This window comes from Microbacterium sp. RD1 (genome assembly GCF_052220165.1).
Classification (GTDB): Bacteria; Actinomycetota; Actinomycetes; order Actinomycetales; family Microbacteriaceae; genus Microbacterium.
In genome coordinates this window covers 265,212-284,247 of sequence record NZ_JBQPOL010000001.1, presented here as the reverse complement: position 1 = coordinate 284,247, position 19,036 = coordinate 265,212, and the positions used below count along the sequence as shown (strand labels likewise).

The 19,036-nt window shown below is 71.3% G+C and carries 19 protein-coding genes; 11 read left to right on the top strand and 8 right to left on the bottom strand.

What is annotated here, in order from left to right; translation table 11 throughout:
* The first annotated feature begins 9 nt into the window (after positions 1–9).
* Entirely contained in the window at positions 10–378 is a 369-nt protein-coding gene (locus tag ACTU3I_RS01325) for a sterol carrier family protein (RefSeq protein ID WP_442923797.1), read from the top strand.
* On the opposite strand, the gene ACTU3I_RS01320 is transcribed toward ACTU3I_RS01325, so the two are convergent.
* Together ACTU3I_RS01320 and ACTU3I_RS01315 are read right to left on the bottom strand one after the other, a co-directional pair.
* Positions 379–1,386, bottom strand: a complete 1,008-nt coding sequence (locus ACTU3I_RS01320; protein WP_442923796.1) for a WxL protein peptidoglycan domain-containing protein — start codon at positions 1,384–1,386, stop codon at positions 379–381. It abuts the gene before it with no gap.
* An 85-nt stretch (positions 1,387–1,471) separates the two neighbouring features.
* Positions 1,472–2,815 (bottom strand): hypothetical protein, encoded by a 1,344-nt coding sequence (locus ACTU3I_RS01315; protein WP_442923795.1) that lies wholly within the window; start codon positions 2,813–2,815, stop codon positions 1,472–1,474.
* A gap of 135 nt (positions 2,816–2,950) precedes the next feature.
* On the opposite strand from ACTU3I_RS01315, the gene ACTU3I_RS01310 reads away from it, so the two are divergent.
* From ACTU3I_RS01310 to ACTU3I_RS01300, 3 genes are read left to right on the top strand one after another with little or no spacing between them, the layout of a single operon-like run.
* A complete protein-coding gene (locus tag ACTU3I_RS01310) occupies positions 2,951–4,051 on the top strand; it encodes a heme/hemin ABC transporter substrate-binding protein (RefSeq protein WP_442923794.1) in 1,101 nt (366 codons plus the stop codon).
* Positions 4,048–5,184: a hypothetical protein gene (locus ACTU3I_RS01305; RefSeq protein ID WP_442923793.1), complete on the top strand. Its 1,137-nt coding sequence runs from the start codon at positions 4,048–4,050 to the stop codon at positions 5,182–5,184. Before ACTU3I_RS01310 ends, ACTU3I_RS01305 begins: the two co-directional genes overlap by 4 nt.
* On the top strand, positions 5,181–6,413 hold the full coding sequence (locus ACTU3I_RS01300) for a hypothetical protein (protein WP_442923792.1): 1,233 nt from the start codon (positions 5,181–5,183) through the stop codon (positions 6,411–6,413). The genes ACTU3I_RS01305 and ACTU3I_RS01300 overlap by 4 nt, the downstream gene beginning before the upstream one ends.
* Positions 6,414–6,431: 18 nt before the next feature.
* On the opposite strand, the gene ACTU3I_RS01295 is transcribed toward ACTU3I_RS01300, so the two are convergent.
* Together ACTU3I_RS01295 and ACTU3I_RS01290 are read right to left on the bottom strand one after the other, a co-directional pair.
* On the bottom strand, positions 6,432–7,208 hold the full coding sequence (locus ACTU3I_RS01295; RefSeq protein ID WP_442923791.1) for a heme ABC transporter ATP-binding protein: 777 nt from the start codon (positions 7,206–7,208) through the stop codon (positions 6,432–6,434).
* Positions 7,205–8,287: a FecCD family ABC transporter permease gene (locus ACTU3I_RS01290; protein WP_442923790.1), complete on the bottom strand. Its 1,083-nt coding sequence runs from the start codon at positions 8,285–8,287 to the stop codon at positions 7,205–7,207. The genes ACTU3I_RS01295 and ACTU3I_RS01290 overlap by 4 nt, the downstream gene beginning before the upstream one ends.
* 503 nt (positions 8,288–8,790) lie before the next feature.
* Between ACTU3I_RS01290 and ACTU3I_RS01285 the strand changes: the two genes are divergently transcribed.
* Positions 8,791–9,126, top strand: coding sequence for a potassium transporter Trk (locus tag ACTU3I_RS01285; protein ID WP_442923789.1), 336 nt, complete (start codon positions 8,791–8,793; stop codon positions 9,124–9,126).
* Positions 9,127–9,129: 3 nt separating this feature from the next.
* On the opposite strand, the gene ACTU3I_RS01280 is transcribed toward ACTU3I_RS01285, so the two are convergent.
* Positions 9,130–9,741 carry a zinc-binding alcohol dehydrogenase gene (locus ACTU3I_RS01280; RefSeq protein WP_442923788.1) on the bottom strand — a complete coding sequence of 204 codons (612 nt, stop codon included), beginning with the start codon at positions 9,739–9,741 and terminating at the stop codon, positions 9,130–9,132.
* Between the two features lie 292 nt (positions 9,742–10,033).
* Here ACTU3I_RS01280 and ACTU3I_RS01275 point away from each other — a divergent pair, with 292 nt between their 5' ends.
* The 4 genes from ACTU3I_RS01275 to phoA all read left to right on the top strand — a co-directional run bounded on the left by ACTU3I_RS01275 (position 10,034) and on the right by phoA (position 15,682).
* Complete coding sequence (locus ACTU3I_RS01275) at positions 10,034–10,885, top strand: endonuclease domain-containing protein (RefSeq protein ID WP_442923787.1); 852 nt, start codon at positions 10,034–10,036, stop codon at positions 10,883–10,885.
* Between the two features lie 201 nt (positions 10,886–11,086).
* Positions 11,087–12,220, top strand: coding sequence for a phosphoribosylformylglycinamidine cyclo-ligase (purM, locus tag ACTU3I_RS01270; protein ID WP_442923786.1), 1,134 nt, complete (start codon positions 11,087–11,089; stop codon positions 12,218–12,220).
* Between the two features lie 6 nt (positions 12,221–12,226).
* Positions 12,227–13,705: an amidophosphoribosyltransferase gene (purF, locus tag ACTU3I_RS01265; RefSeq protein WP_442923785.1), complete on the top strand. Its 1,479-nt coding sequence runs from the start codon at positions 12,227–12,229 to the stop codon at positions 13,703–13,705.
* Between the two features lie 108 nt (positions 13,706–13,813).
* Positions 13,814–15,682, top strand: coding sequence for an alkaline phosphatase (gene phoA, locus ACTU3I_RS01260; RefSeq protein ID WP_442923784.1), 1,869 nt, complete (start codon positions 13,814–13,816; stop codon positions 15,680–15,682).
* Positions 15,683–15,763: 81 nt separating this feature from the next.
* Here phoA and ACTU3I_RS01255 read toward each other — a convergent pair whose 3' ends face one another.
* Positions 15,764–15,940, bottom strand: coding sequence for a DUF3073 family protein (locus tag ACTU3I_RS01255; RefSeq protein WP_442923783.1), 177 nt, complete (start codon positions 15,938–15,940; stop codon positions 15,764–15,766).
* A 144-nt stretch (positions 15,941–16,084) separates the two neighbouring features.
* Here ACTU3I_RS01255 and ACTU3I_RS01250 point away from each other — a divergent pair, with 144 nt between their 5' ends.
* The gene (locus tag ACTU3I_RS01250; protein WP_442923782.1) at positions 16,085–16,630 is read left to right on the top strand and encodes a universal stress protein; all 546 of its coding nucleotides are present in this window, start codon (positions 16,085–16,087) and stop codon (positions 16,628–16,630) included.
* 7 nt (positions 16,631–16,637) lie between these two features.
* Here ACTU3I_RS01250 and ACTU3I_RS01245 read toward each other — a convergent pair whose 3' ends face one another.
* Together ACTU3I_RS01245 and ACTU3I_RS01240 are read right to left on the bottom strand one after the other, a co-directional pair.
* Positions 16,638–17,246 (bottom strand): PadR family transcriptional regulator, encoded by a 609-nt coding sequence (locus ACTU3I_RS01245; protein WP_442923781.1) that lies wholly within the window; start codon positions 17,244–17,246, stop codon positions 16,638–16,640.
* Positions 17,246–18,097 (bottom strand): DUF4097 family beta strand repeat-containing protein, encoded by an 852-nt coding sequence (locus tag ACTU3I_RS01240; RefSeq protein ID WP_442923780.1) that lies wholly within the window; start codon positions 18,095–18,097, stop codon positions 17,246–17,248. The genes ACTU3I_RS01245 and ACTU3I_RS01240 overlap by 1 nt, the downstream gene beginning before the upstream one ends.
* 149 nt (positions 18,098–18,246) lie before the next feature.
* Here ACTU3I_RS01240 and ACTU3I_RS01235 point away from each other — a divergent pair, with 149 nt between their 5' ends.
* Positions 18,247–19,017 carry a MerR family transcriptional regulator gene (locus tag ACTU3I_RS01235; RefSeq protein ID WP_442923779.1) on the top strand — a complete coding sequence of 257 codons (771 nt, stop codon included), beginning with the start codon at positions 18,247–18,249 and terminating at the stop codon, positions 19,015–19,017.
* Positions 19,018–19,036 lie beyond the last annotated feature (19 nt).

Here is a 19,036-nt window from a genome sequence, read left to right as displayed (position 1 = left end):
CGTGGACGCATGCCCCGCAAGATCGAGACCGCCGACGGCCGCGCGGCGCTCGGCGCGATCTCGGCCGCCGATGCCGCCGGACGCGCGCCGGCGCGCACGGACCTCGCCACGGCCACGCGGTACCTCCTGCAGCTCCTCGCCGAGAAGGCCCCTGGGCACACCGTCGAGGTGCGGGTGCCGCCCTTCGGCGCGGTGCAGGTCGTCGAGGGCCCGCGCCATACGCGTGGTACACCGCCGAACGTGGTCGAGATGGACGGGGCGACCTGGATCGCCGTCGCGACCGGCGGGACCGCCTGGGCGGATGCGGCGGCTGCGGGCCGCATCGCGGCATCCGGAACCCGCTCGAACCTCACGGACCTGCTGCCGCTGCGACCCTGATCACCCCGCGCCGCGCGCGCCCGCCTCCGCCCGGCGTCGCACACGCCGGCGGGTGATCAGCCACACCGCGGCCGTGACGCCGACGAGGACCACGAACACGAGCAGCAGTGTCCAGGGGAGGGCGATCACGGTGTACGGGACGGCGACGGCGGCCAGAGTCTGCATGCCGATGCCGACGGCCTCCGGATGCACGACGACCTCGCCGGAGAGCCATCCCCAGGGGGCGATCGGTATCTCACGGTGCACGTCGACGGTCGAGCGCGGGATGACCTCCGGCAGCGCGAGCGGTCCCGGGGCGGCGGCGAAGGCTCCGAACGGCCCCGCAGCGGTCGATCCGTCGGTCGCTGTCGCGAGGGTGTTGCCGACGTTGGTCATGCGATAGTCGAGCACGAGCGTGCCCGGCTCGAACGGGTTCCACGAGGGCGCGTAGCCCGCTCGGACGTCGTGCACCTCGACCGCCGGTGCGAGTTCGCCCGCCACCCGGACTGTCACGCGCGTCCCGAGCCGACGGTCGACGTCGATCGACGCTGCCTGAGCGCCGCCGCGGAACGAGGTGATCAGGCCCGCCGAGTGATCGCCGGGGGCGGCGTCGCCGGGGACGGCGACGGTGAAGGCGATGTCCGCCTGGGCGCCGGGGGCGAGGTCGAGCTGGGCGGTGTCGGCGGTGATCCACGCGCCCGCGTCTTCGGGCGGCTCCTCCGCCGTGCGCAGGTCGATCATCCCGCTGGGCGTGGTGAAGGCGTCGGCGGAGTACACGGCGAGCGCGAGCGGGGAGGTCCCGGTGTTGGTGACCCGCATCGTGTCGGCGAAGACGTCGCCCGGCTCGGCGACGTACGCGAAGTTGGGCCGGTCCTCGCCCTGGCTGCCGTCTCCGGTCTCGACGGTCCACGCGACGGCGGGGGGATCTGCGGCGGCGCCGGTCGCCGCCAGCGCCATGCCTGCCGGCGAGAGCACCGCGGCGGCAGCCGCGACGACGCCGAGGGGGATGAAGGGAAAGGGTCGGGACATATCGGTTCCTCGTCAGTGCGGCGGGCGGGGGAGGCGAGTGTGCGCCGAACCCCCGCCCGCCGACGTCGTCAGCTGTGCCGGCGGATCACTGCACCGCGGTGAGCGTCAGCGTGGTGCGGTAGTCGCCCGCGGCTGTCGTGCCGGGGATGACGAGCGACAGGTCCGCCCCCACTGTCGCGCTGGCCGCCGTGCCCGAGCTCGCCAGGACGCTGGCCTGCGAAAGGCCGACGCCCCCGACCTGCGTAGAGGTGACGGCCGTGCCGAGCGTCGCCGCGCCGCTCACGAGCTTGGGGCTCCATCCGAGGTACCCACCGCTGAAGCTGTTCGCGCCCGCAGTGAAGTCGGTGACCTGCCCCGAGATGCTCCAGGTGTGCGGCGACGTGCCGCCCGCGCGCGTGTCGGTCACGATCACATCGTTGAGGGAGCCGGATGCGGCGAAGTTGGCGCCGCTGGTGACCGCCGTGCCGAGATCGACGGCCGACTCGGTCGCCCATGCCCAGCCGAACGTGCCGGTCGGGGGCTCGGGTGCGTCCGGAACCTCCACAACGATGTCACCGGCGCCGGCCTCGGGCTCGGTCGGCACTTCCGCGAAGCTGAACGCGACGTCCAGCGGCAGCGCCGGCTTAAGGTCCTGGTTGCCGCCGCATCCGGTCGAGTAGAAGTGCGCGGCGACGGATGCGCCGGCGGGGTCGGCAGCGAGGGTCTCGACGAACTCCGCGGGCCATGCTCCGGCGAGGCTGGGCGCCGTGCAGGTCGTGACCTGGTTCGACACGACGGCGGGGTCGAGGGTCACCCCCGAGAAGTCGGGCGACAGCCGGTAGCCGTCTCCGTCCAGGCCGCTGATGGAGCCGGCGCTGAAGGTCGCCAGCGTCAGGCGGCCGTAGTCGACCGCCTCGAACGGGTTGCCGTTCATATCGGTGCCGGCACCGATGGTGAAGTCGAAGGTCAGCTCTCCGGAGCCGTCGGCGGCGACCGACAGCTGCGGGTCGGAGTAGATCTCGTTCGGGGCGTTGTAGATGGCCGGGTACGCGTTGATCGTGTACGAGCCGGTCCACGACAGCTCCGCCGCGCCGGTGACGGCGTCGACGGTGCCCTCACCCTCGACGAACTTGACGGCGTTCGGGTTCGCTCCGCTCGGCGCGTTCGTCGGGAACGACGTGGCGGGGAAGGGCGCGGTGACGTATTCGGTCTGCGTCGCGCCGGCGAGGTACTGGGCGTCGCCGGTGAGGTTCTTGAAGGTCCACGGCCCGAAGATCCCCTTCTGCGCGTAGCCGTTGAGACCCCACGTGAAGGACGCTCCCTCGACCTCGGTCGGGGCGGCCTGGGCGGGGGCTGCCAGGGCCAGACTGCCGGCGGCGAGAGCCGCCGCCGCCCCGGCGGCGACGAGCAGTCGCGTGCCGCGATGCGGCGTAGGAAGGCGTGAATGCACGATGTGTCCTTTCGGATGGATTCGGGAAGAGGGCCGGATCTCGATTCCGAGCTGGATTCGAGGTTCGGTTAGGCTTACCTTATTAATACGGTCTCGAATGAGGCAAGGCTTACCTAACTTCTCGTCGGAGTCCCCGTGATCGCATCCCGCTCCCGCCCGGCTCGGGCAGCCCTTCTGCTCGTTCTCGCCGCCTTGGTCCTCACCGGCTGCCAGGCGACCGGCTCCGGTGTCGCGGAGGACGCCGATCCCACTCCCGCACTGGCAGCGGTGACGCCACTGGAGAACCCCCGCGAGTGGACGGGGGCCTCGACGGCGGTGGCGGCGCCCGCGCCCGTCGCGCCGGTCGACGGACCGGCACCGGCGCTCCCGGCGACCATCACCGACGCACAGGGGACCCTCGTCACCGTGTCGGATGCCTCTCGCATCCTCGCGCTCGACATCTACGGATCGCTCTCCCGCATCGTCTTCGAGCTCGGCCTCGGCGACCGGATCGTCGGACGCGACATCTCGAGCGGATTCGCCGAGATCGCCGACCGCCCGCTCGTGACGCAGAACGGGCACGACCTCAACGCCGAGGCCATCCTCGAACTCGACCCCACGGTGATCCTGACCGACACCAGTCTCGGCCCGTGGGACACGGTGCTGCAGATGCGGGAGATCGGCATCCCCGTCGTCGTCGTCGACTCCCGGCGATCGATCGACGGACTGGGGGGTCTCATCATCGAGGTCGCGCAGGCGCTCGGGGTGCCCGAGCGCGGATCCGCGCTCGCCCAGCGCACCACTGCCGCCGTCGAGGCGAAGGTCGCCCAGATCGCCGACGTCGCGCCGGCCGACCCGGCCGATCGCCTCCGCATGCTCTTCCTCTACGTCCGCGGGCAGTCGGGCGTGTACTACCTCTTCGGCGAGGAGTCCGGCGCCGACAGTCTCATCGAGGCTCTCGGGGGCATCGACATCGCCGGGCAGAACGGTTGGGTGGGGATGAGACCGGTGACCGCGGAGGCGCTCGTCGCCGCGAACCCGGACGTGATCCTGATGATGACGAAGGGGCTGGACTCGGTCGGCGGCGTCGACGGGCTCACCGAGCACATCCCGGCGGTGGGCCAGACCGTCGCGGGCCAGAAAGGGCGGATCGTCGACATGTCCGACACCACGATCCTCAGCTTCGGTCCCGACACCGCCGCGGTGCTCGACGCCCTCGCGGTCGCGGTCTACGCCCCGAGCGAGGCCACGCGATGAGCCGGCGTTCCCGGATCGCCGGCCTCGCGGTGGTCGGCCTCGCCGTCACGGCCGGACTGCTGGGCGCACCGCTGGCCGCACACGCGGCGGCAGGGGTTGCCGTGAGCAACGCCCAGGGCACGGCGACGGTCGACCCGGACTACGCCACCGAGGTCACCTTGCGCGGCAGCGGGTTCCAGTCGATCCAGAACGGTTTCGGCGGTGTTTACGTGCTGTTCGGCTGGGTCGATGACCCCGGCGGCTCGTCGTGGAAGCCCAGCAGCGGCGGCGTCGTGGGGGAGGACTTCCGCTACGTCCCCGACTCCGAGTCGCAGGACAATCAGGGCTTCCAGCGGTTCGTGGCGTTCCCGGGCAGTGACACCGAGGGCGCCGCGCACGCGGTGATGGCCGGGGACGGGTCGTGGTCGGTCTCGATGGTCATCCCCGGAGCGGTCTTCGAGAGCAAGGACAGGAACGGGCGCACCTCGAGCGTGGACTGCCGCGCGCAGACCTGCGGCGTGATCACCATCGGCGCGCACGGAGTGAAGAACGCGAACAACGAGACCTTCACCCCCATCCGGTTCCAGACGCCGGCTGCCACGGCGCCTGGCGGCGCGGATGCCGCCCCGGCAGCCGCGGCCCCGGGAACGGTGCGCGTGGGACTTGCGAGCCCGACGGTGGAGGCCGGTACGTCGGTCGCCTTCACCGGGCAGGGATTCGCCCCCGGCGAGCAGATCATCGCCACCCTCGACAACGGCCTGGTGTCGGTCGGCCCTCTCTCCGCCGGTGCGCAGGGAGAGGTCGCCGGCGTGCTGCCGGTGCCCCGCGACATCCGGGACGGCACCCATCTGGTCACTCTCACGGGGGCGGCATCCGGCCTGACTTCCGGGTCGGAGGTCACCGTCCGAGTGGCCGATCTCGTAGCCGCCGCGGCCGCACCCGAGACGCCGATGTGGGTGTTCGTCCTCCTCGCCTCGAGCATCGCGCTGTCCCTCGCCCTGGTGTTCGTCAGTGTCATCGCCTCCCTCCGTCGCGCCGCGCGTCGTCGCCGCGCCCGCCGCGCCCACACAGTGCTCGACAAGTCCTCGGCGCCGCGGCACTCCGGGCCGGACGCTGCCACGCGCCCGCTGTCGACGACCGGGGCGCTGCGGTGAGGGCCGCTGCTCGCCTGCTGTTCGTGGCGCTTCTCGCCGGCGCACTCGCGGTCGTGCCGACCGCGCTCCCGGCGCTCGCCGCCGACTCCGGTGGCGAGATCGTGGTGACGGTCCCCGATCACGGTCAGCCGGCCGGCGACGCGATCACCGACGCGCAGTTCCGGTGGGGACTGAACGCCGAAGCCGGTTCCGGCGCCTTCGCGGGCGGATGCAACTTCCTCAGTGCCGGCCGATCCGGCGACGTCGGTCGCGGCGGGGTGGTGTGGACCGAGGAGCACGGGCTGTACCGGGCGGTCGACGGCGACGTGCGCATCGAGAAGCCGCGCGGGGTCGGCGAGTACGACGTGGCGACATGGGCCGATCGTTGCCGGGACGCGGAGGGGCGCGAGGTCACGGCATCCTCCCTCTCCAGCCAGAGCGGCAATCAGGTCGTCATCGAGGGTGGTGCCGGACGCCGCGCGTCCGATGGGAGCCTGGAGATCCGATGGACGGGGTCGTTCACCGTCGTCTTCTACGGCGGCATGACGTACTGGAGCGCGAGCGACCCGGTGCTGTCGATCGATGCGGCGGGCAACGGGCGCGTGACCGCGACGGCGAGCGGCTTCGGAGCGTCCATGACCGACATCACGCGGTGGGAACCGCTCCCCGAGCGCCAGGTCGTGCTGGCCGAGCTGCGCGGCGTGGACACGTCGGCTGACGCGGGGTTCGCCACCGACCCGCTGTACCGGGGAGTGGAGGTGCCGGACGCGGGGCAGACGGCGCGTTCGCCGCAGAACGATGCGCACTGGGGGTCGTTCCCGGCGTCCTTCGTGCACTACCAGAAACTCACCGGTCAGGCCGGCTACTGGCTGACCACCGGCGGACAGCGCGATCCTGCCAAAGTCGCCTCGACGTTGTACATCAGCTACGACGCGGACGACGCCCTGGCGGTCACTCCGCCTCGGCCGGCCGGCGGCGAGGAGAACTCGCCGCGGAACGTCGTGCGCCAGCGTCCGCTGGCCGCCGCTCTCGCGAGCGACGGCGAGCCCGTCCTCCCGATGTTCCCGGTGGCCGACACCGCGACGCTCCTCCCGCAGAGCGAGGGACTCGTGCCCGGGGGGCCCTTGGGGTTCGCCAGCCCTCTCGTCCTGCCGCTGCTGGGGACGGCAATGGCGCTCAGCGCCGGGATCTTGGCCGTCCTCAACCTCATGCAGGCGTTGCCCTGGCAGCGCGCGTCGCGGCGTCCGTGACTGCGGGGCCGGGTCGTCTCAACGCCGGGGGAGGACGACCGGGAGCCCCGTTCGAGGGTGGGGGAAGACGTCGACGGGCTGGTCGTACACCTCCTCGATCCGCGCGGCGGTGAGCACTTCGGCGGGCGCGCCCGAGGCCACGACGGTACCGCGGGAGAGCAGGGTGACGCGGTCGGACGAGGAGATCGCCGCGTTGAGGTCGTGCAGGACGACGGCCACCGCTGCGCCCTCGTGAGCGCGGCGGCGCGCGAGGGCGAGGACGTCCTCTTGATGCCGCAGATCCAATGCCGCCGTCGGCTCGTCGAGGAGGATGATGCCGGTGCGCTGTGCCAGGACACGGGCCAGAGCGACGCGTGCTCGTTCGCCGCCGGACAGCGAGGGCATCGTCCGCGAGCCGAGCTCCACGACATCCGTGTCGGTCATGGCGGCCCGGATCGCCTTCTCGTCTTCGTCGGCGTGGACGCTGCGCGCCCAGGGCGCCCTGCCCATCGCCACCACCTCTGAGACGGTGAACGGAAAGCTCACCGCGTTCTGCTGCAGCAGAACCGCGCGAAGGCGTGCCAGTTCGCGCGCCGGGTACGCCGCGAGCTTCCGGCCGTCGAGCCACGCGCTACCGGTGCTGGTCGTGACGTCGCCGGCCAGCACGCCGAACAGGGTGGACTTGCCGGCGCCGTTGGGGCCCACGAGCGCGTGCACCTCGCCGGCCCGGATCTGGACGGATGCCTCGGCGAGGATGGGTGCGCGCGCGCCGTCCGGGATCACCGTCACCGCGCGGGCCTCCAGACGCACGCTCATCCCCACCCTCCCGATCGGCGCCGGGTGCGTACCAGGAGCCACAGGAAGAACGGCCCACCCACGAGTGCGGTGAGCATGCCGATCGGCAGATCGGCCATCGGGACGGCGGTGCGCGCGACGAGATCTGCCAGGGCGATCAGCAACGCCCCACCCAGCGTGCTCACGACCATCAACGGCAGGTGCGCCGGCCCGATCAGCATCCGCATGAGGTGCGGAACGACGAGCCCGACGAAACCGATGATGCCGGCGAAGGCCACGGCGGCGCACACCAGCAGCGCGACAGTCACGATGACGCTCACCCGGAGGAGCTCGACCCGGACGCCGAGATGTCGCGCGGTGCGCTCACCGAGGGCGAACAGGTCGAGCCGCCGTGACACCGCGAAGCCGATGACGACACCGCCGAGCGTGAGGGGGAGCACCAGCGCGATGTTCTGCCACAGCGCGCCGTTGAGGCTGCCGAGCTGCCAGAACACGATCTGCTCGCGTGTCGCCGTCGTGCCGAGGAAGGTCATGAACGCCAGACCGGCACCGGCGATCGCGTTGACGGCGATGCCGGTGAGCAGCAGCGTGACCACCTCGGTGCGCCCGCCCGAACGGCTCACCAGGTACACCGTGAGCACGGCGGCGAGCCCGCCGACGAACGCCCACGTCGGCGTCGTCCACATCCCGAAAACCGTGACGCCCAGGGTAATGCTCGCCGCGGCGCCCAGGGCGGCGCCCGACGAGACCCCGACCACCGCCGCATCGGCCAGCGGATTGCCGAATATCGCCTGCATCAGCACGCCCGACACGGCCAGGGCGGCACCCACGAGAAGGCCGAGGAGGATCCGGGGGAGGCGGATGTCCATCACGACACCCGTCGCCGTGGCGGAATCGGGTGCCCACGATGTGGCGACTCCGATCTCGCGGAGGAGGATCCCCACCACCTCGCGGGGGGCGAGCGCGAACTGACCGATCCCGAGGGAGAGGACGACGGTGGCTACGAGCGCAACCGTGAGCGCGAGGGAGAGGAGGACGAATCGCGGCGTCCGCCCGCGAGAGGGGGTGGGCAGGACGACCTCGCTCGTCACGGCGCGCATGCGGTGAGCGCCAGGAGAGCAGCCGCCCGCCCGCACGCGCGCCGGACCCGCCCGGCTCTGCCGGTCGATCGGTGGGCTGGATACATAGGTGCGGCTTACCTTGAAGGTGGCGACAGCGCGCGCTGTGCCAGACGTGCGGAACTCATCTTAGGGTAGGCACACCTAACCCACCGACGCAGCTGCGACCGGCGACGCTCTCGTGCTCGACGCCGTTCCGGTCGCCTTTACCGACGCGGGCGCGGCAGCTTTCGGCACGTACCCGGCGGGCGACGCCATGGACGCCCTCACCGCGCGACTGCCGCTGGACAGCGGATGCGGCGAGCCGGTTGCGCCGGCATCCGAGGGCGAGGCGGTCGCCGGCGGCATCGAGGCAGAGGAGACGGCCGAGATCGAAGCCGACGGTGTGCCGGTGTGGCCCTTCGCCGTGGGCGGGCTCGCGCTCCTCGTGGCGGTGGCCGTCGCATCCGCAGTCCGCGTCCAGCCCGGAGTGCGACAATGGGAGCATGTCCGATCCGCACGCCGCACCGTCCGTCCGGGACGAGATGGAGACCGTGCGCGTGCGCCGGGCGCCGAAGTACGGCGTGTTCCTCGCCTTCGGCGCGGTGCTCGGCGTCGTGGTCGCCGGCATCCTCACGCTCGCATTCTCCGGATCGGCGGGCGCGAGCCCGAACACCGGCATGGAGTATTCGACGCTCCAGGTCTTCGGGTTCGTCACTCTCCTGTGCGTGCCGGTCGGCGTGGCGCTCGGCGGTGTGGTGGCGCTCGTCTTCGAGCGGACCGTAGGGCGGCGCACCCGCGAGGTGCGCGTCGACCACGAGAGGGTGCAGCTGCCCGACTGAGCGCTACGCCAGCTCCGCGATGATCGGGTGGATCGCGGCGTCGAAGGCGACGACGTCGCCGCGGAGCCCGTCGGTCACGGCGACCGTCAGGGATCCGATCCACCACACTCCGCGCTGAGCCAGCGGCAGCACCTGCACGTTCAGCTCGAAGGAATGCGCGCGGCGGCCCACCTGCCGCTCGTGCTCGGCGATGGCACTGGCATACGCCCGGTACGACACTCCGCGTTTGGCGGTGCTCTCTGCGCGATATCGCTCGTGGGCATCGCGCGCGAAGGCCACCGCGGCCGCGGCGTGCGGCTGGATGGCGCCCCGAAGCGCCCGGGCAGATTCGGGCAGCGCGACGAGAGTGGCGAAGCCGTCCACCAGGTCGAGCGGCTCGGGCGACGGGTGGGCCTGCGGCTCGACCGTCATGGCCCAGTAGGCGCGCCACTCGCGCTCGAGCAGCGCCTGCAACTCCTCCGGCCACGCCGGCACGGTCCGCGGGGGGAGTCCACGCAGCGGGGGGAGTTCATCGGGGGAGCGGATGCCGAGCGCCTGGCGCAGGAAGAGCGCGACGAGCACGGGTTGCCCCGCGTCCTCGCGGATCACCCACTCCGGCCCGCTGCCGTCCCGCATGCCGCCCATCCTACGAGCGCGCGCGGCGTCCGGAGTCGCCGCGTGTCGCCCCGCCGCGTCCCGCCGCGTCCCACCCTCGCGGAGCCGGCGCCACGGCGGGAGTGGATTTCGCGACGGGAGTGCCGGATGGGCCGGATCCGCACTCCGCTCGTGAGATGCACTCCGCTCGGCGCGAGCCGCTCGGAGGCATCCGGCCTCGTGACCTCTCCTCCCCAGGGGGCGGATGCGGCGGCCCGTCCCGCGATCCGACGCGGTGCCCTCCGGCCCGACGCGCCGCGCGCGAGCATCGAGCATGGTCGCATCCCCGGGTCTCGACGATCTTCTCGCCCGCGTTCGGCAGGGCGGTGGCGTCGTGCGGAGCGCCGACCTCGTGCGCGGCGGCGAGAGCTCCCGACGGATCGCTCTCGCGGTCTCCCTCGGGCTGCTTCTGCGCCTGCGTCGAACGTGGGTGGCGACCCCCGACGCCGACGCGTACCTCGTCGCAGCCGCGCGCGAGGGCGTCGTCCTGTCGTGCGTCACGGCGGCACGGCGCCGGGGCCTGTGGGTCCTGGGCGAGGATCGGCCGCATGCCGCGGCATCCGCCCATCGCGGCCACGTTCGACCGGACCCGCAGGCCGTGCACGTGCACCGGGCGCGGCCCGTGCTGGCTCGCGACCCCGCCCAGCTGGCGGATTCGATCGAGAACGTGCTCGACCTCGTCGCGCGCTGCCAGCCGCACGAGGTCGCACTGGCGATCGTGGAGTCGGCGCTGCGGCAGGAGCTCGTGTCGCGCCGATCGCTCGAGCGCATGCCGATCTCGGCGGCGCTGCGGGAGCTTCTCGAGGCAGCCTCCGCCTACTCGGACTCGGGATTGGAGACGTTCGTGCTGCGCCGCCTGCGCTGGATGCGGGCCCGCGTCCTGCCGCAGGTGTGGATCGCGGGCCATCACGTCGACTTCCTCATCGGCGAGCGGCTGGTGCTGCAGGTCGACGGCGGCCATCACGTCGGGACGCAGCGCGAGGAGGACATCCGCCACGATGCCGAGCTGATGCTCCTCGGCTACCACGTCATCCGCGTCGGGTACCGGCAGCTGATCGACGACTGGCCCTCGGTGCAGGACGCGATCGTGCGCGCCCTCGCGCAGGATCGGCACCTCGCGCGCTGAGCGGTCACGACGGGAGTGCTTCTCACGAGGGGAGTGCGAACCACCGCGGACCCGCACTCCCCTCGTGATCCGCACTACCCGCCTCACCCGCACTCCCCTCGATCCGCGCGAGCGCGCAGGCCCGCGGGGCGGATGCGGCGGACCCGTCGGAACGCTCCCGCGGCGTCCGGCGGGCTCCGCCGCGCCACTAGGCTGGAGGCCGTGGCGTCCCACAACCCCTATACCGCCGCCGGCGTCGACACGGCAGCAGGAGACCTCGCGGTCGAGCTGATGAAGTCGGCCGTCCGCGGCACCCACGGCCCCGAGGTGCAGGGCGGCGTCGGCGGGTTCGCCGGGCTGTTCGACGCCAGCGCCCTCCGCGGCTACACGCGACCGCTGCTGGCCACCAGCACCGACGGCGTCGGCACGAAGGTCGCCATCGCGCAGGCCCTCGACAAGCACGACACGATCGGCCTCGACCTGGTCGGCATGGTGATCGACGACATCGTCGTGGTCGGCGCGAAGCCGCTGTTCATGACCGACTACATCGCGTGCGGCAAGGTGCATCCCGAGCGCATCGCGGCGATCGTCTCGGGGATCGCGGCCGGATGCTCCGCCACCGGCACCGCTCTCGTCGGCGGCGAGACCGCGGAACACCCCGGACTCCTCGGCCCGGCGGACTACGACGTCGCAGGCGCCGCGACCGGCGTGGTCGAAGCGGACCGGATCCTCGGAGCCGAGCGCGTGCAGAGCGGCGACGTCGTCCTCGCGCTCGCCTCGAGCGGACTGCACTCCAACGGATACTCCCTCGTGCGCCACATCGTCGCCCGGAACGGCATCGGATACGGCGACCACGCCGCCGACTTCGGCACGACGTGGGGCGAGGCGCTCCTCGAACCCACTCGGCTCTACACGTCGCCGCTCCTGCGTCTGCTCGATCGCACGTCCGGCGTGCACGCGCTCAGCCACGTCACCGGAGGCGGCATCGCGGCGAACCTCGCCCGCGTGCTCCCGCGCGGCACGTGGGTCGACGTCGACCGTTCCACCTGGTCGCCGCCTCCGGTCTTCCGCGTGCTCGCCGACCTCGGCGAACTCCCCCTCGCCGACACCGAGGGCACGTGGAACCTCGGCGTCGGCTTCCTCGCCGTCGTCGCCCCCGAGACCGCGGATGCGGCGACCGCCGCGCTCGCCGCCGACGGCATCGCGACGTGGCAGGTCGGCGTCGTCTCGGACGACTCCCGACCCGACGGAGAGTACGAGCAGGGCGCGAAGGGCGTCGACGGCGGTGCGGTGCGCCTCGTCGGCGCGTACGCCGACGGCGCCGGAGCATCCGGCCCCCAGAACGGAGCGAAGTAACACCCCATGTGCGGCATCGTCGGCATGGTCGGGCACGGCCCGGTCAACCAGGAGATCTACGACGCGCTCCTCCTCCTCCAGCACCGCGGTCAGGACTCGACCGGCATCGCGACGGCCGAGGCCAATGGCGTCTTCCACATCAACAAGCAGCGCGGCATGGTGCGCGAGGCCTTCCGCACCCGCGACATGCGCTCGCTCCTCGGCGAGATCGGGCTGGGTCACGTCCGGTACGCCACGAAGGGCACGGCCTCCAGCGAGGAGGAGGCGCAGCCGTTCTACGTGAACGCCCCCTACGGCATCGTGCTGGTGCACAACGGCAACCTCACGAACACCCGCGAGCTCACCGACGACCTGTTCCACAAGGATCGCCGGCACCTCAACACCAGCTCCGACACCGAGCTGCTCGTGAACATCCTCGGCTCCGAGCTGCAGTCCGAGATCACCGTCCCCGATCTCGACCCCGATCAGGTGTTCCGCGCCGTCTCCCGCGTGCACGACCGCGTCGAGGGCTCGTACGCCGCGATCGCCCTCATCGCCGGGCACGGCCTCCTCGCCTTCCGTGACCCGTTCGGCATCCGCCCGCTCATCCTCGGTACGCGCCGGGCAGCGGATGCGACGGGCTCGGGCGCGGGAACGTACGAGTGGGTCGTCGCATCCGAGTCGCTGGTGCTGGAGAACGCGGGCTTCGATGTCGTGCGCGACATCCTGCCGGGCGAGGCGGTCTTCGTCACGCTCGACGGCACCCTCCACACGCGCCAGTGCGCCCCCGCCCCGCAGCTGAAGCCGTGCTCGTTCGAGTACGTCTACCTGGCGCGGCCCGACTCGGTGATGAACGGCATCTCGGTCTACGAGGCACGCTTGCGGATGGGGGAGCGGTTGGCCGCCACCATCGCCAAGCACACGCCGGAGGGGTCGATCGACGTGGTGATGCCGATCCCCGACTCCGCCCGCCCTGCCGCGATGCAGGTGGCGCGCCAGCTGGGCATCGAGTACCGCGAGGGTTTCTACAAGAACCGCTACGTCGGGCGCACGTTCATCATGCCCGGGCAGGCGGTGCGGAAGAAGAGCGTGCGACAGAAGCTCAACGCGATGTCGACCGAGTTCAAGGGCAAGAACGTGCTCCTCATCGACGACTCGATCGTGCGGGGCACGACCAGTCGCGAGATCATCCAGATGGCCCGGGACGCCGGCGCGAAGAGCGTGACGTTCGCCTCGGCCGCACCCCCCGTCCGCTACCCGCACGTCTACGGCATCAACATGCCGTCGCGGCACGAACTCGTCGCCCACGGGCGCACCATCCCGGAGATCGCCGCAGAGCTGGGGGCCGACCACATGGTCTACCAGGAGGTCGAGGACCTCAAGGCCGCGATCCTCGAGGGGTCCGATCTCGACGACCTCGACATGAGCTGCTTCGACGGACGGTACGTCACCGGCACGGTGTCGGAGGAGTACCTCGCCTGGGTCGAGGACAGCCAGCAGTCCTGATCCGAGTTCCGGCGGAATTCACACGGGCGTTGCGCGGCGTTCGACCGCGGGGAGTTCGCTGAGGACCGCGGCGTCGACCGGCGCCGCATCCCAGCGAAGGACCCCCCCATGACACCTGTCCCCCCTCCCCGACGCGCCCGCGCGGGCCTGTCGGCGCTCGCCGCGATCGCCCTGCTGTCCGCTGGAGTGCTCACCGCCCTCCCGGCCGCCGCGGCCGAGACGCCGATCACCGAGAACGGCGGCGCCGCCCGACACGAGGGCGACCGCACCGACGCGATCCGTGACGCGCTCATCGACGGCCCCGCCAAGAACGTGATCCTCCTCATCGGCGACGGCATGGGCGACTCGGAGATCACCGTCGCGCGCAATTACGCCGAAGGCGCGGGCGGCACGTTCGCAGGCATCGATACGCTGCCCCTGACGGGCTCCTACGTGCACTGGGCCGTCACGCCGGACGGTCACCCGAACTATGCGTCGGAGTCGGCGTCCACCGCATCCGCGTGGTCCACCGGCACCAAGACGGTCAACGGACGGCTGAGCGTCGATGTGGCCGGCATTGCGCAGCCGACGCTGCTCGAGCTGGCCAAGGCGAACGGCAAGAAGACGGGCAACGTCTCCACCGCCGAGATCCAGGACGCCACGCCCGGTGCCGAGATCGCCCATATCTCCGCCCGCGGATGCTACGGACCCGACCAGACCACGGCCACCTGCACCGACGAGGCGCTGGAGAACGGCGGACTGGGGTCGATCAGCGAGCAACTCCTGAACGTGCGCCCGGATGTGACCCTCGGCGGAGGGTCGGCGAGCTTCCTGCAGTCGGCGAAGGCCGGCCCGTGGCAGGGGGAGACGCTCTTCGCGCAGGCAGCCGACCGCGGGTACCAGGTCGTGGACGACGCCGCAGAGCTCGCCGCCGTCGCCGAGGCCACCGCCCAGAAGCCTCTCCTGGGCCTGTTCACCCCCGGGAACTTCCCGGTGCGGTGGCAGGGGCCCGCCGCCGTCGACCTCACCGCGGGCGGGGATCTCCCCGCGCCGGCGTCGTGCACGGACAACCCGGCCAGGCTGGCGAGCGGGCTGTCGCTGGCCGCTCTCACCGACAAGGCGATCAACCTGCTCGACAACGAGGACGGGTTCTTCCTGCAGGTCGAAGGCGCGAGCATCGACAAGGAGGACCACGCCGCCAACGCGTGCGGGCAGATCGGCGAGACCGTCGATCTCGACGAGGCGGTTCAGGTCGCGCTGGAATTCGCGAAGCAGCGCGATGACACGCTCGTCGTCGTCACCGCCGATCACGCCCACACGAGCCAGATCGTCGGGTCCCCCATCCCCGGCCTGAACACACACCTGCTGACGACGGGCGGCCAGCCGATGATCGTCGCGTACGGCACCTCGCCGGCCGGGGGATCGCAGCAGCACACCGGCGCGCAGGTCCGCATCGCCGGTTACGGCCCCGGCGCGGCGAACGTCGTAGGGCTGAGCGATCAGACCGACCTCTTCTTCACCGCCGCGAACGCGTTGCACCTGCAGCGCGACCTGACCGCGCTCAGCGCGGACGCCACCATCGCGACGGATGTCGCGGCCGTGAAGCCCGGCGACGAGTTCACGGTCACGGTGACCGGGCTCGACGCCGATTGGCAGGCGACGGCGGTGCTCGCATCCGACCCCGTCGATCTGGGCCAGCGGGATGTGCTCGGGGGCCAGGTGTCGTTCACGGTCACGGCACCGGGGGAGCCGGGGGAGCACACCGTGACCGTCACCGGCGCGCAGACGGCCGTCGCTCTCGTCGCGAACATCACCGTGACTGCTGACGCCGTGCCCGGAGACCCCTCGTCGTCGCAGACTCCCGCAGCGGTCGCGGGCGGCGTTCGCAATCCTCTCGCCGGCACGGGCGGGACGGTGCCCTGGCTGGCCATCGGACTCGGCGTCGCGACCCTCGGAGTGGGCACGTACGCGGTGCTGCGCCGGCGACACCCGGCCTGACCCACCGAGAGAGACGGCCGGCGACAGTCGTAACTGTCGCCGGCCGGTTCGTCTTCGGCGAGGCCTGATTCCCGCGCGGGTTCAGGCCTTCTCGTCCTCGTACGTTTCCTCGTGCTCGTCAGCCCACTTGTCGACGTAGTCGTTCTCGTCGGCGTGTCCGAGCTCTCGTTCGAGGGCAGCGTAATTGACCGAGTACGTGTCGTACTTCAGTTCACGGGCGATCTTGGTGTGCTTCGCCTTTTGACGGCCACGCCCCATGCGAGACCCCCTCTGATCGACTACGCGGGCTAAGCTCGGGCCCGACGCATATACGGATCCGGATCCAACCGGTAAGAGTAGCATTCAGGATATCACGGTGGCCCCGCACTCCCCCGCGCGCGGGCCGGACGGAGGGCGACACTGATGGCCGAGAACGCGGGCGCGACACCCGAACAACAGGCCCTCGACAGAGCCGACGTCCCGGCGGGGGCCGTCATCGCCGGAGTTGTTCCCGGCCAATCGCCGAGGGTCACGATCGAGGCCGCACGGTATGCGCGACTGCTGTCGGTGCCGCTGGCGATCGTGCACGTCGATGTGACGCGTTTCGTGACCTTCGAAGACCCCGACGGCTACATCCACTCCGCGCCGGTCGACCTCGACATCGGGGGAGGCGACATCGATCTCGCCGCCGTCCGCGCCGATGCGGAGCGGGCGCTCACCGATTGCCCGGTGCCCTGGAGCGTGCATCAGCTCGTCGGCGATCCGGCGCTCGCGATCAAGCACCTCGCTGACCGCATCGACGCGAAGCTGATCGTCGTCGGCACGCGCAAGCGCGGCCTCGGCGAATCCATCCGCGAGTTCTTCACGGGATCGGTTGCCGCGCGCCTGACGCACCGACAGCACCGGCCGGTGCTCGTCATCCCGCTCGGCGACCCGGTCCCCGACGACGAAGAGATCGCCTGGACCTGAATCCGCGTCAGTGGTGCAGGGCGCGGGTCACCGCGCGTGAGGCCTCGTCCAAGGCCGATTCGAGCGCGTCGACCACGTCGGATGCCAGTGCCCCGCCCCGCGCGACGTGCGTGCGCAGGTCGGAGCGCACCCGCGCGCGGAACTCGTTGACCACGGCATCCGCCCGATGCACCTGCTCCCGGCTGAGACCCCGCACGCCGGGCTCACGGGGAGCGGCCGCCGCACCGCGCCGTTCGTCTCCTGCGGCAGCGGCGAGGTCGGCTCGCAGGCTCCGCATGGCATCGCGGACGCTCCCCCGTACCTCCTCGGCGATGAGCCGCACGCTGTCGGCGAGCCCCGCCTCGATGCCGTCCAAGTCCCCCGCCCGCGCGGCGACCTCGGCCCGACCGGCTTCGGTGATCTCGTAGACGGTCTTGCGGCCCTCCACGGTCTTGGTGACGAGCCCCTCCTCTTCGAGCTTCGCGAGCCGCGGATACACCGTGCCGGCCGACGGCGTGTAGGTGCCGCCGGTGCGGTCGGCCAGTGCCTGCATGAGGTCGTAGCCGTGCCGCGGCGACTCGTCGAGAAGGCTCAGGAGATACAGCCGCAAGTCGCCGTGCGAGAACACCGGCGCCATCACCACTCCTCCTCGGCGGCGAGATCGCCCGCGCGTACGCCGGACGACCCGCGACGCAGGACAGTCACGGTGCCGGAGACGGAGTTGCTGCGGATGTCGACGAACGACCCCGCGAGCTCACCCGTGGAATCGGCGTAGTTGGTCGGGCCCGAAGCGGAGCGCTTCACGCCGTCCACCACCACGCGACCACTCACCGAGCGCACGACATAGTTGGCGGGGAAGTCGTCATCCAGGCGGATGGTGGCGTTCCCCGAGACGGTGTTGAGCGAGACCGCGTGAACGGGTCCGTGCGCATCGACGAGCATGTCGCCGGACACGGTGTCGATCGAGGCCTTGTGCACGGCGCCGGTGGCTGCGATGTCGCCCGAGACGCTGTTCGCGGTGAGCGCGCCTTCGAGCTGGCGCACCTGCACGTCGCCCGAGACGGCATTGACGTTGAGATCACCAGTGAGTCCGTCGACGATGATGTCGCCCGAGACGGTGTTCAGCCGCGCGTCCTTCCGGATGCCGCTGACCAGGGCGCTCGCGCTCACGACGCCCAGCGTCAGGGCGACGTCGCGCGGCACGGCGACGCTGATCTCGGCCTTGGGGCCTCCGGCGCCGAAGTTGCGGAAGACCTCGAGGAAGTTGTCCCAGCGCAGCTGCGGGTGATCGATCTCCAGGCTGTCGCCGGTCACCTCGATGCGCAGATCCTTCACGGTGACCGCGTGCACCTCGATGCGCGCCCCCGGTTCGTCGTGGGCGACCACGTCGATCTGGCCCCCGACCAGGCCGACCTTCAGCTTGCGTACGGTCTCGATGTCGATGACCCGGGTCTCTCCCGGGTGAACCAACCACTTCTCGAGCGTCATTTTCGGGCTCCTTCCGCATCTCGCGATATATCGCGTGAAGGCAGGATAACACGATATATCGCGTTTGCTGCCTTGCGCGGAGGATTCTCCCAGACGGGGCTTGCGCTTGACGTAACGTCAAGCTCTAGCGTCATCCGTGGGAGGACGCCATGGAGTGGAGCATTCAGGAGATCGCGCGGCTGGTCGGAACGACGAGCCGCACGCTCCGGCACTACGACGACATCGGGCTGCTGCCGCCGTCGAGGACGGGCGCGCACGGTCATCGCTACTACGACGAGAACGCCCTCGTGCGCCTGCAGCGGGTCCTGCTCCTGCGCGAGATGGGACTGGGTCTGCCGCAGATCGCCGAGGTCGTCGAGCGGACGTCGACGGAGGAGGCTGCACTGACCGCGCACGTCACGTGGCTCCGCGCGGAGCGGGACCGTCTGACGCGGCAGATCGCCGCGGTGGAGAAGACCTTGGAAAGAAGGAGAGGAGGTGAACGACTCATGGCACAGGAGATGTTCGACGGATTCGACCACACCCAGCACCGTGAGGAAGTGATCGAGCGATGGGGCGCGGATGCGTACACCCGCTCGGACGCGTGGTGGCGCGGCATGGACGCCGACGAGAAGGCGGGCTGGTCGACGCGTACCGCGGAGTTGCAGCGCGACTGGATCGCGGCTGCCGAGAGCGGCGTCGATCCGCAGTCGGCCGAGGCGCAAGCCCTCGCCGAGCGGCATGTGGCGTGGCTGCGCGCCATACCCGGGACGCCCGCGGCCGACCCCGGCGGAGACGCCAGGGGGTACGTGCTCGGTCTCGCGGAGATGTATGTCGCGGATCCGCGATTCGCGGCCAACTACGCCACACCGGCGGGCGGGACCGCCGGCGCGGAGTTCATCCGCGACGCGCTCAGCGTGTACGCGGACGCTCGGCTCTGACGCCCGTACACAGAACGGA

Excerpts from the sequence above, each read along its gene's own strand:
- ACTU3I_RS01325 (WP_442923797.1), top strand. The coding sequence starts at position 10 with ATGCCCCGCAAGATCGAGACCGCCGACGGCCGCGCGGCGCTCGGCGCG.
- phoA (WP_442923784.1), top strand. The coding sequence starts at position 13,814 with ATGACACCTGTCCCCCCTCCCCGACGCGCCCGCGCGGGCCTGTCGGCG.
- ACTU3I_RS01250 (WP_442923782.1), top strand. The coding sequence starts at position 16,085 with ATGGCCGAGAACGCGGGCGCGACACCCGAACAACAGGCCCTCGACAGA.
- purF (WP_442923785.1), top strand. The coding sequence starts at position 12,227 with ATGTGCGGCATCGTCGGCATGGTCGGGCACGGCCCGGTCAACCAGGAG.
- ACTU3I_RS01255 (WP_442923783.1), bottom strand. The coding sequence starts at position 15,940 with ATGGGGCGTGGCCGTCAAAAGGCGAAGCACACCAAGATCGCCCGTGAA.
- ACTU3I_RS01285 (WP_442923789.1), top strand. The coding sequence starts at position 8,791 with ATGTCCGATCCGCACGCCGCACCGTCCGTCCGGGACGAGATGGAGACC.
- ACTU3I_RS01305 (WP_442923793.1), top strand. The coding sequence starts at position 4,048 with ATGAGCCGGCGTTCCCGGATCGCCGGCCTCGCGGTGGTCGGCCTCGCC.
- ACTU3I_RS01295 (WP_442923791.1), bottom strand. The coding sequence starts at position 7,208 with ATGAGCGTGCGTCTGGAGGCCCGCGCGGTGACGGTGATCCCGGACGGC.
- ACTU3I_RS01275 (WP_442923787.1), top strand. The coding sequence starts at position 10,034 with ATGGTCGCATCCCCGGGTCTCGACGATCTTCTCGCCCGCGTTCGGCAG.
- ACTU3I_RS01235 (WP_442923779.1), top strand. The coding sequence starts at position 18,247 with ATGGAGTGGAGCATTCAGGAGATCGCGCGGCTGGTCGGAACGACGAGC.
- ACTU3I_RS01245 (WP_442923781.1), bottom strand. The coding sequence starts at position 17,246 with ATGGCGCCGGTGTTCTCGCACGGCGACTTGCGGCTGTATCTCCTGAGC.
- ACTU3I_RS01240 (WP_442923780.1), bottom strand. The coding sequence starts at position 18,097 with ATGACGCTCGAGAAGTGGTTGGTTCACCCGGGAGAGACCCGGGTCATC.
- ACTU3I_RS01290 (WP_442923790.1), bottom strand. The coding sequence starts at position 8,287 with ATGCGCGCCGTGACGAGCGAGGTCGTCCTGCCCACCCCCTCTCGCGGG.
- ACTU3I_RS01280 (WP_442923788.1), bottom strand. The coding sequence starts at position 9,741 with ATGCGGGACGGCAGCGGGCCGGAGTGGGTGATCCGCGAGGACGCGGGG.
- ACTU3I_RS01320 (WP_442923796.1), bottom strand. The coding sequence starts at position 1,386 with ATGTCCCGACCCTTTCCCTTCATCCCCCTCGGCGTCGTCGCGGCTGCC.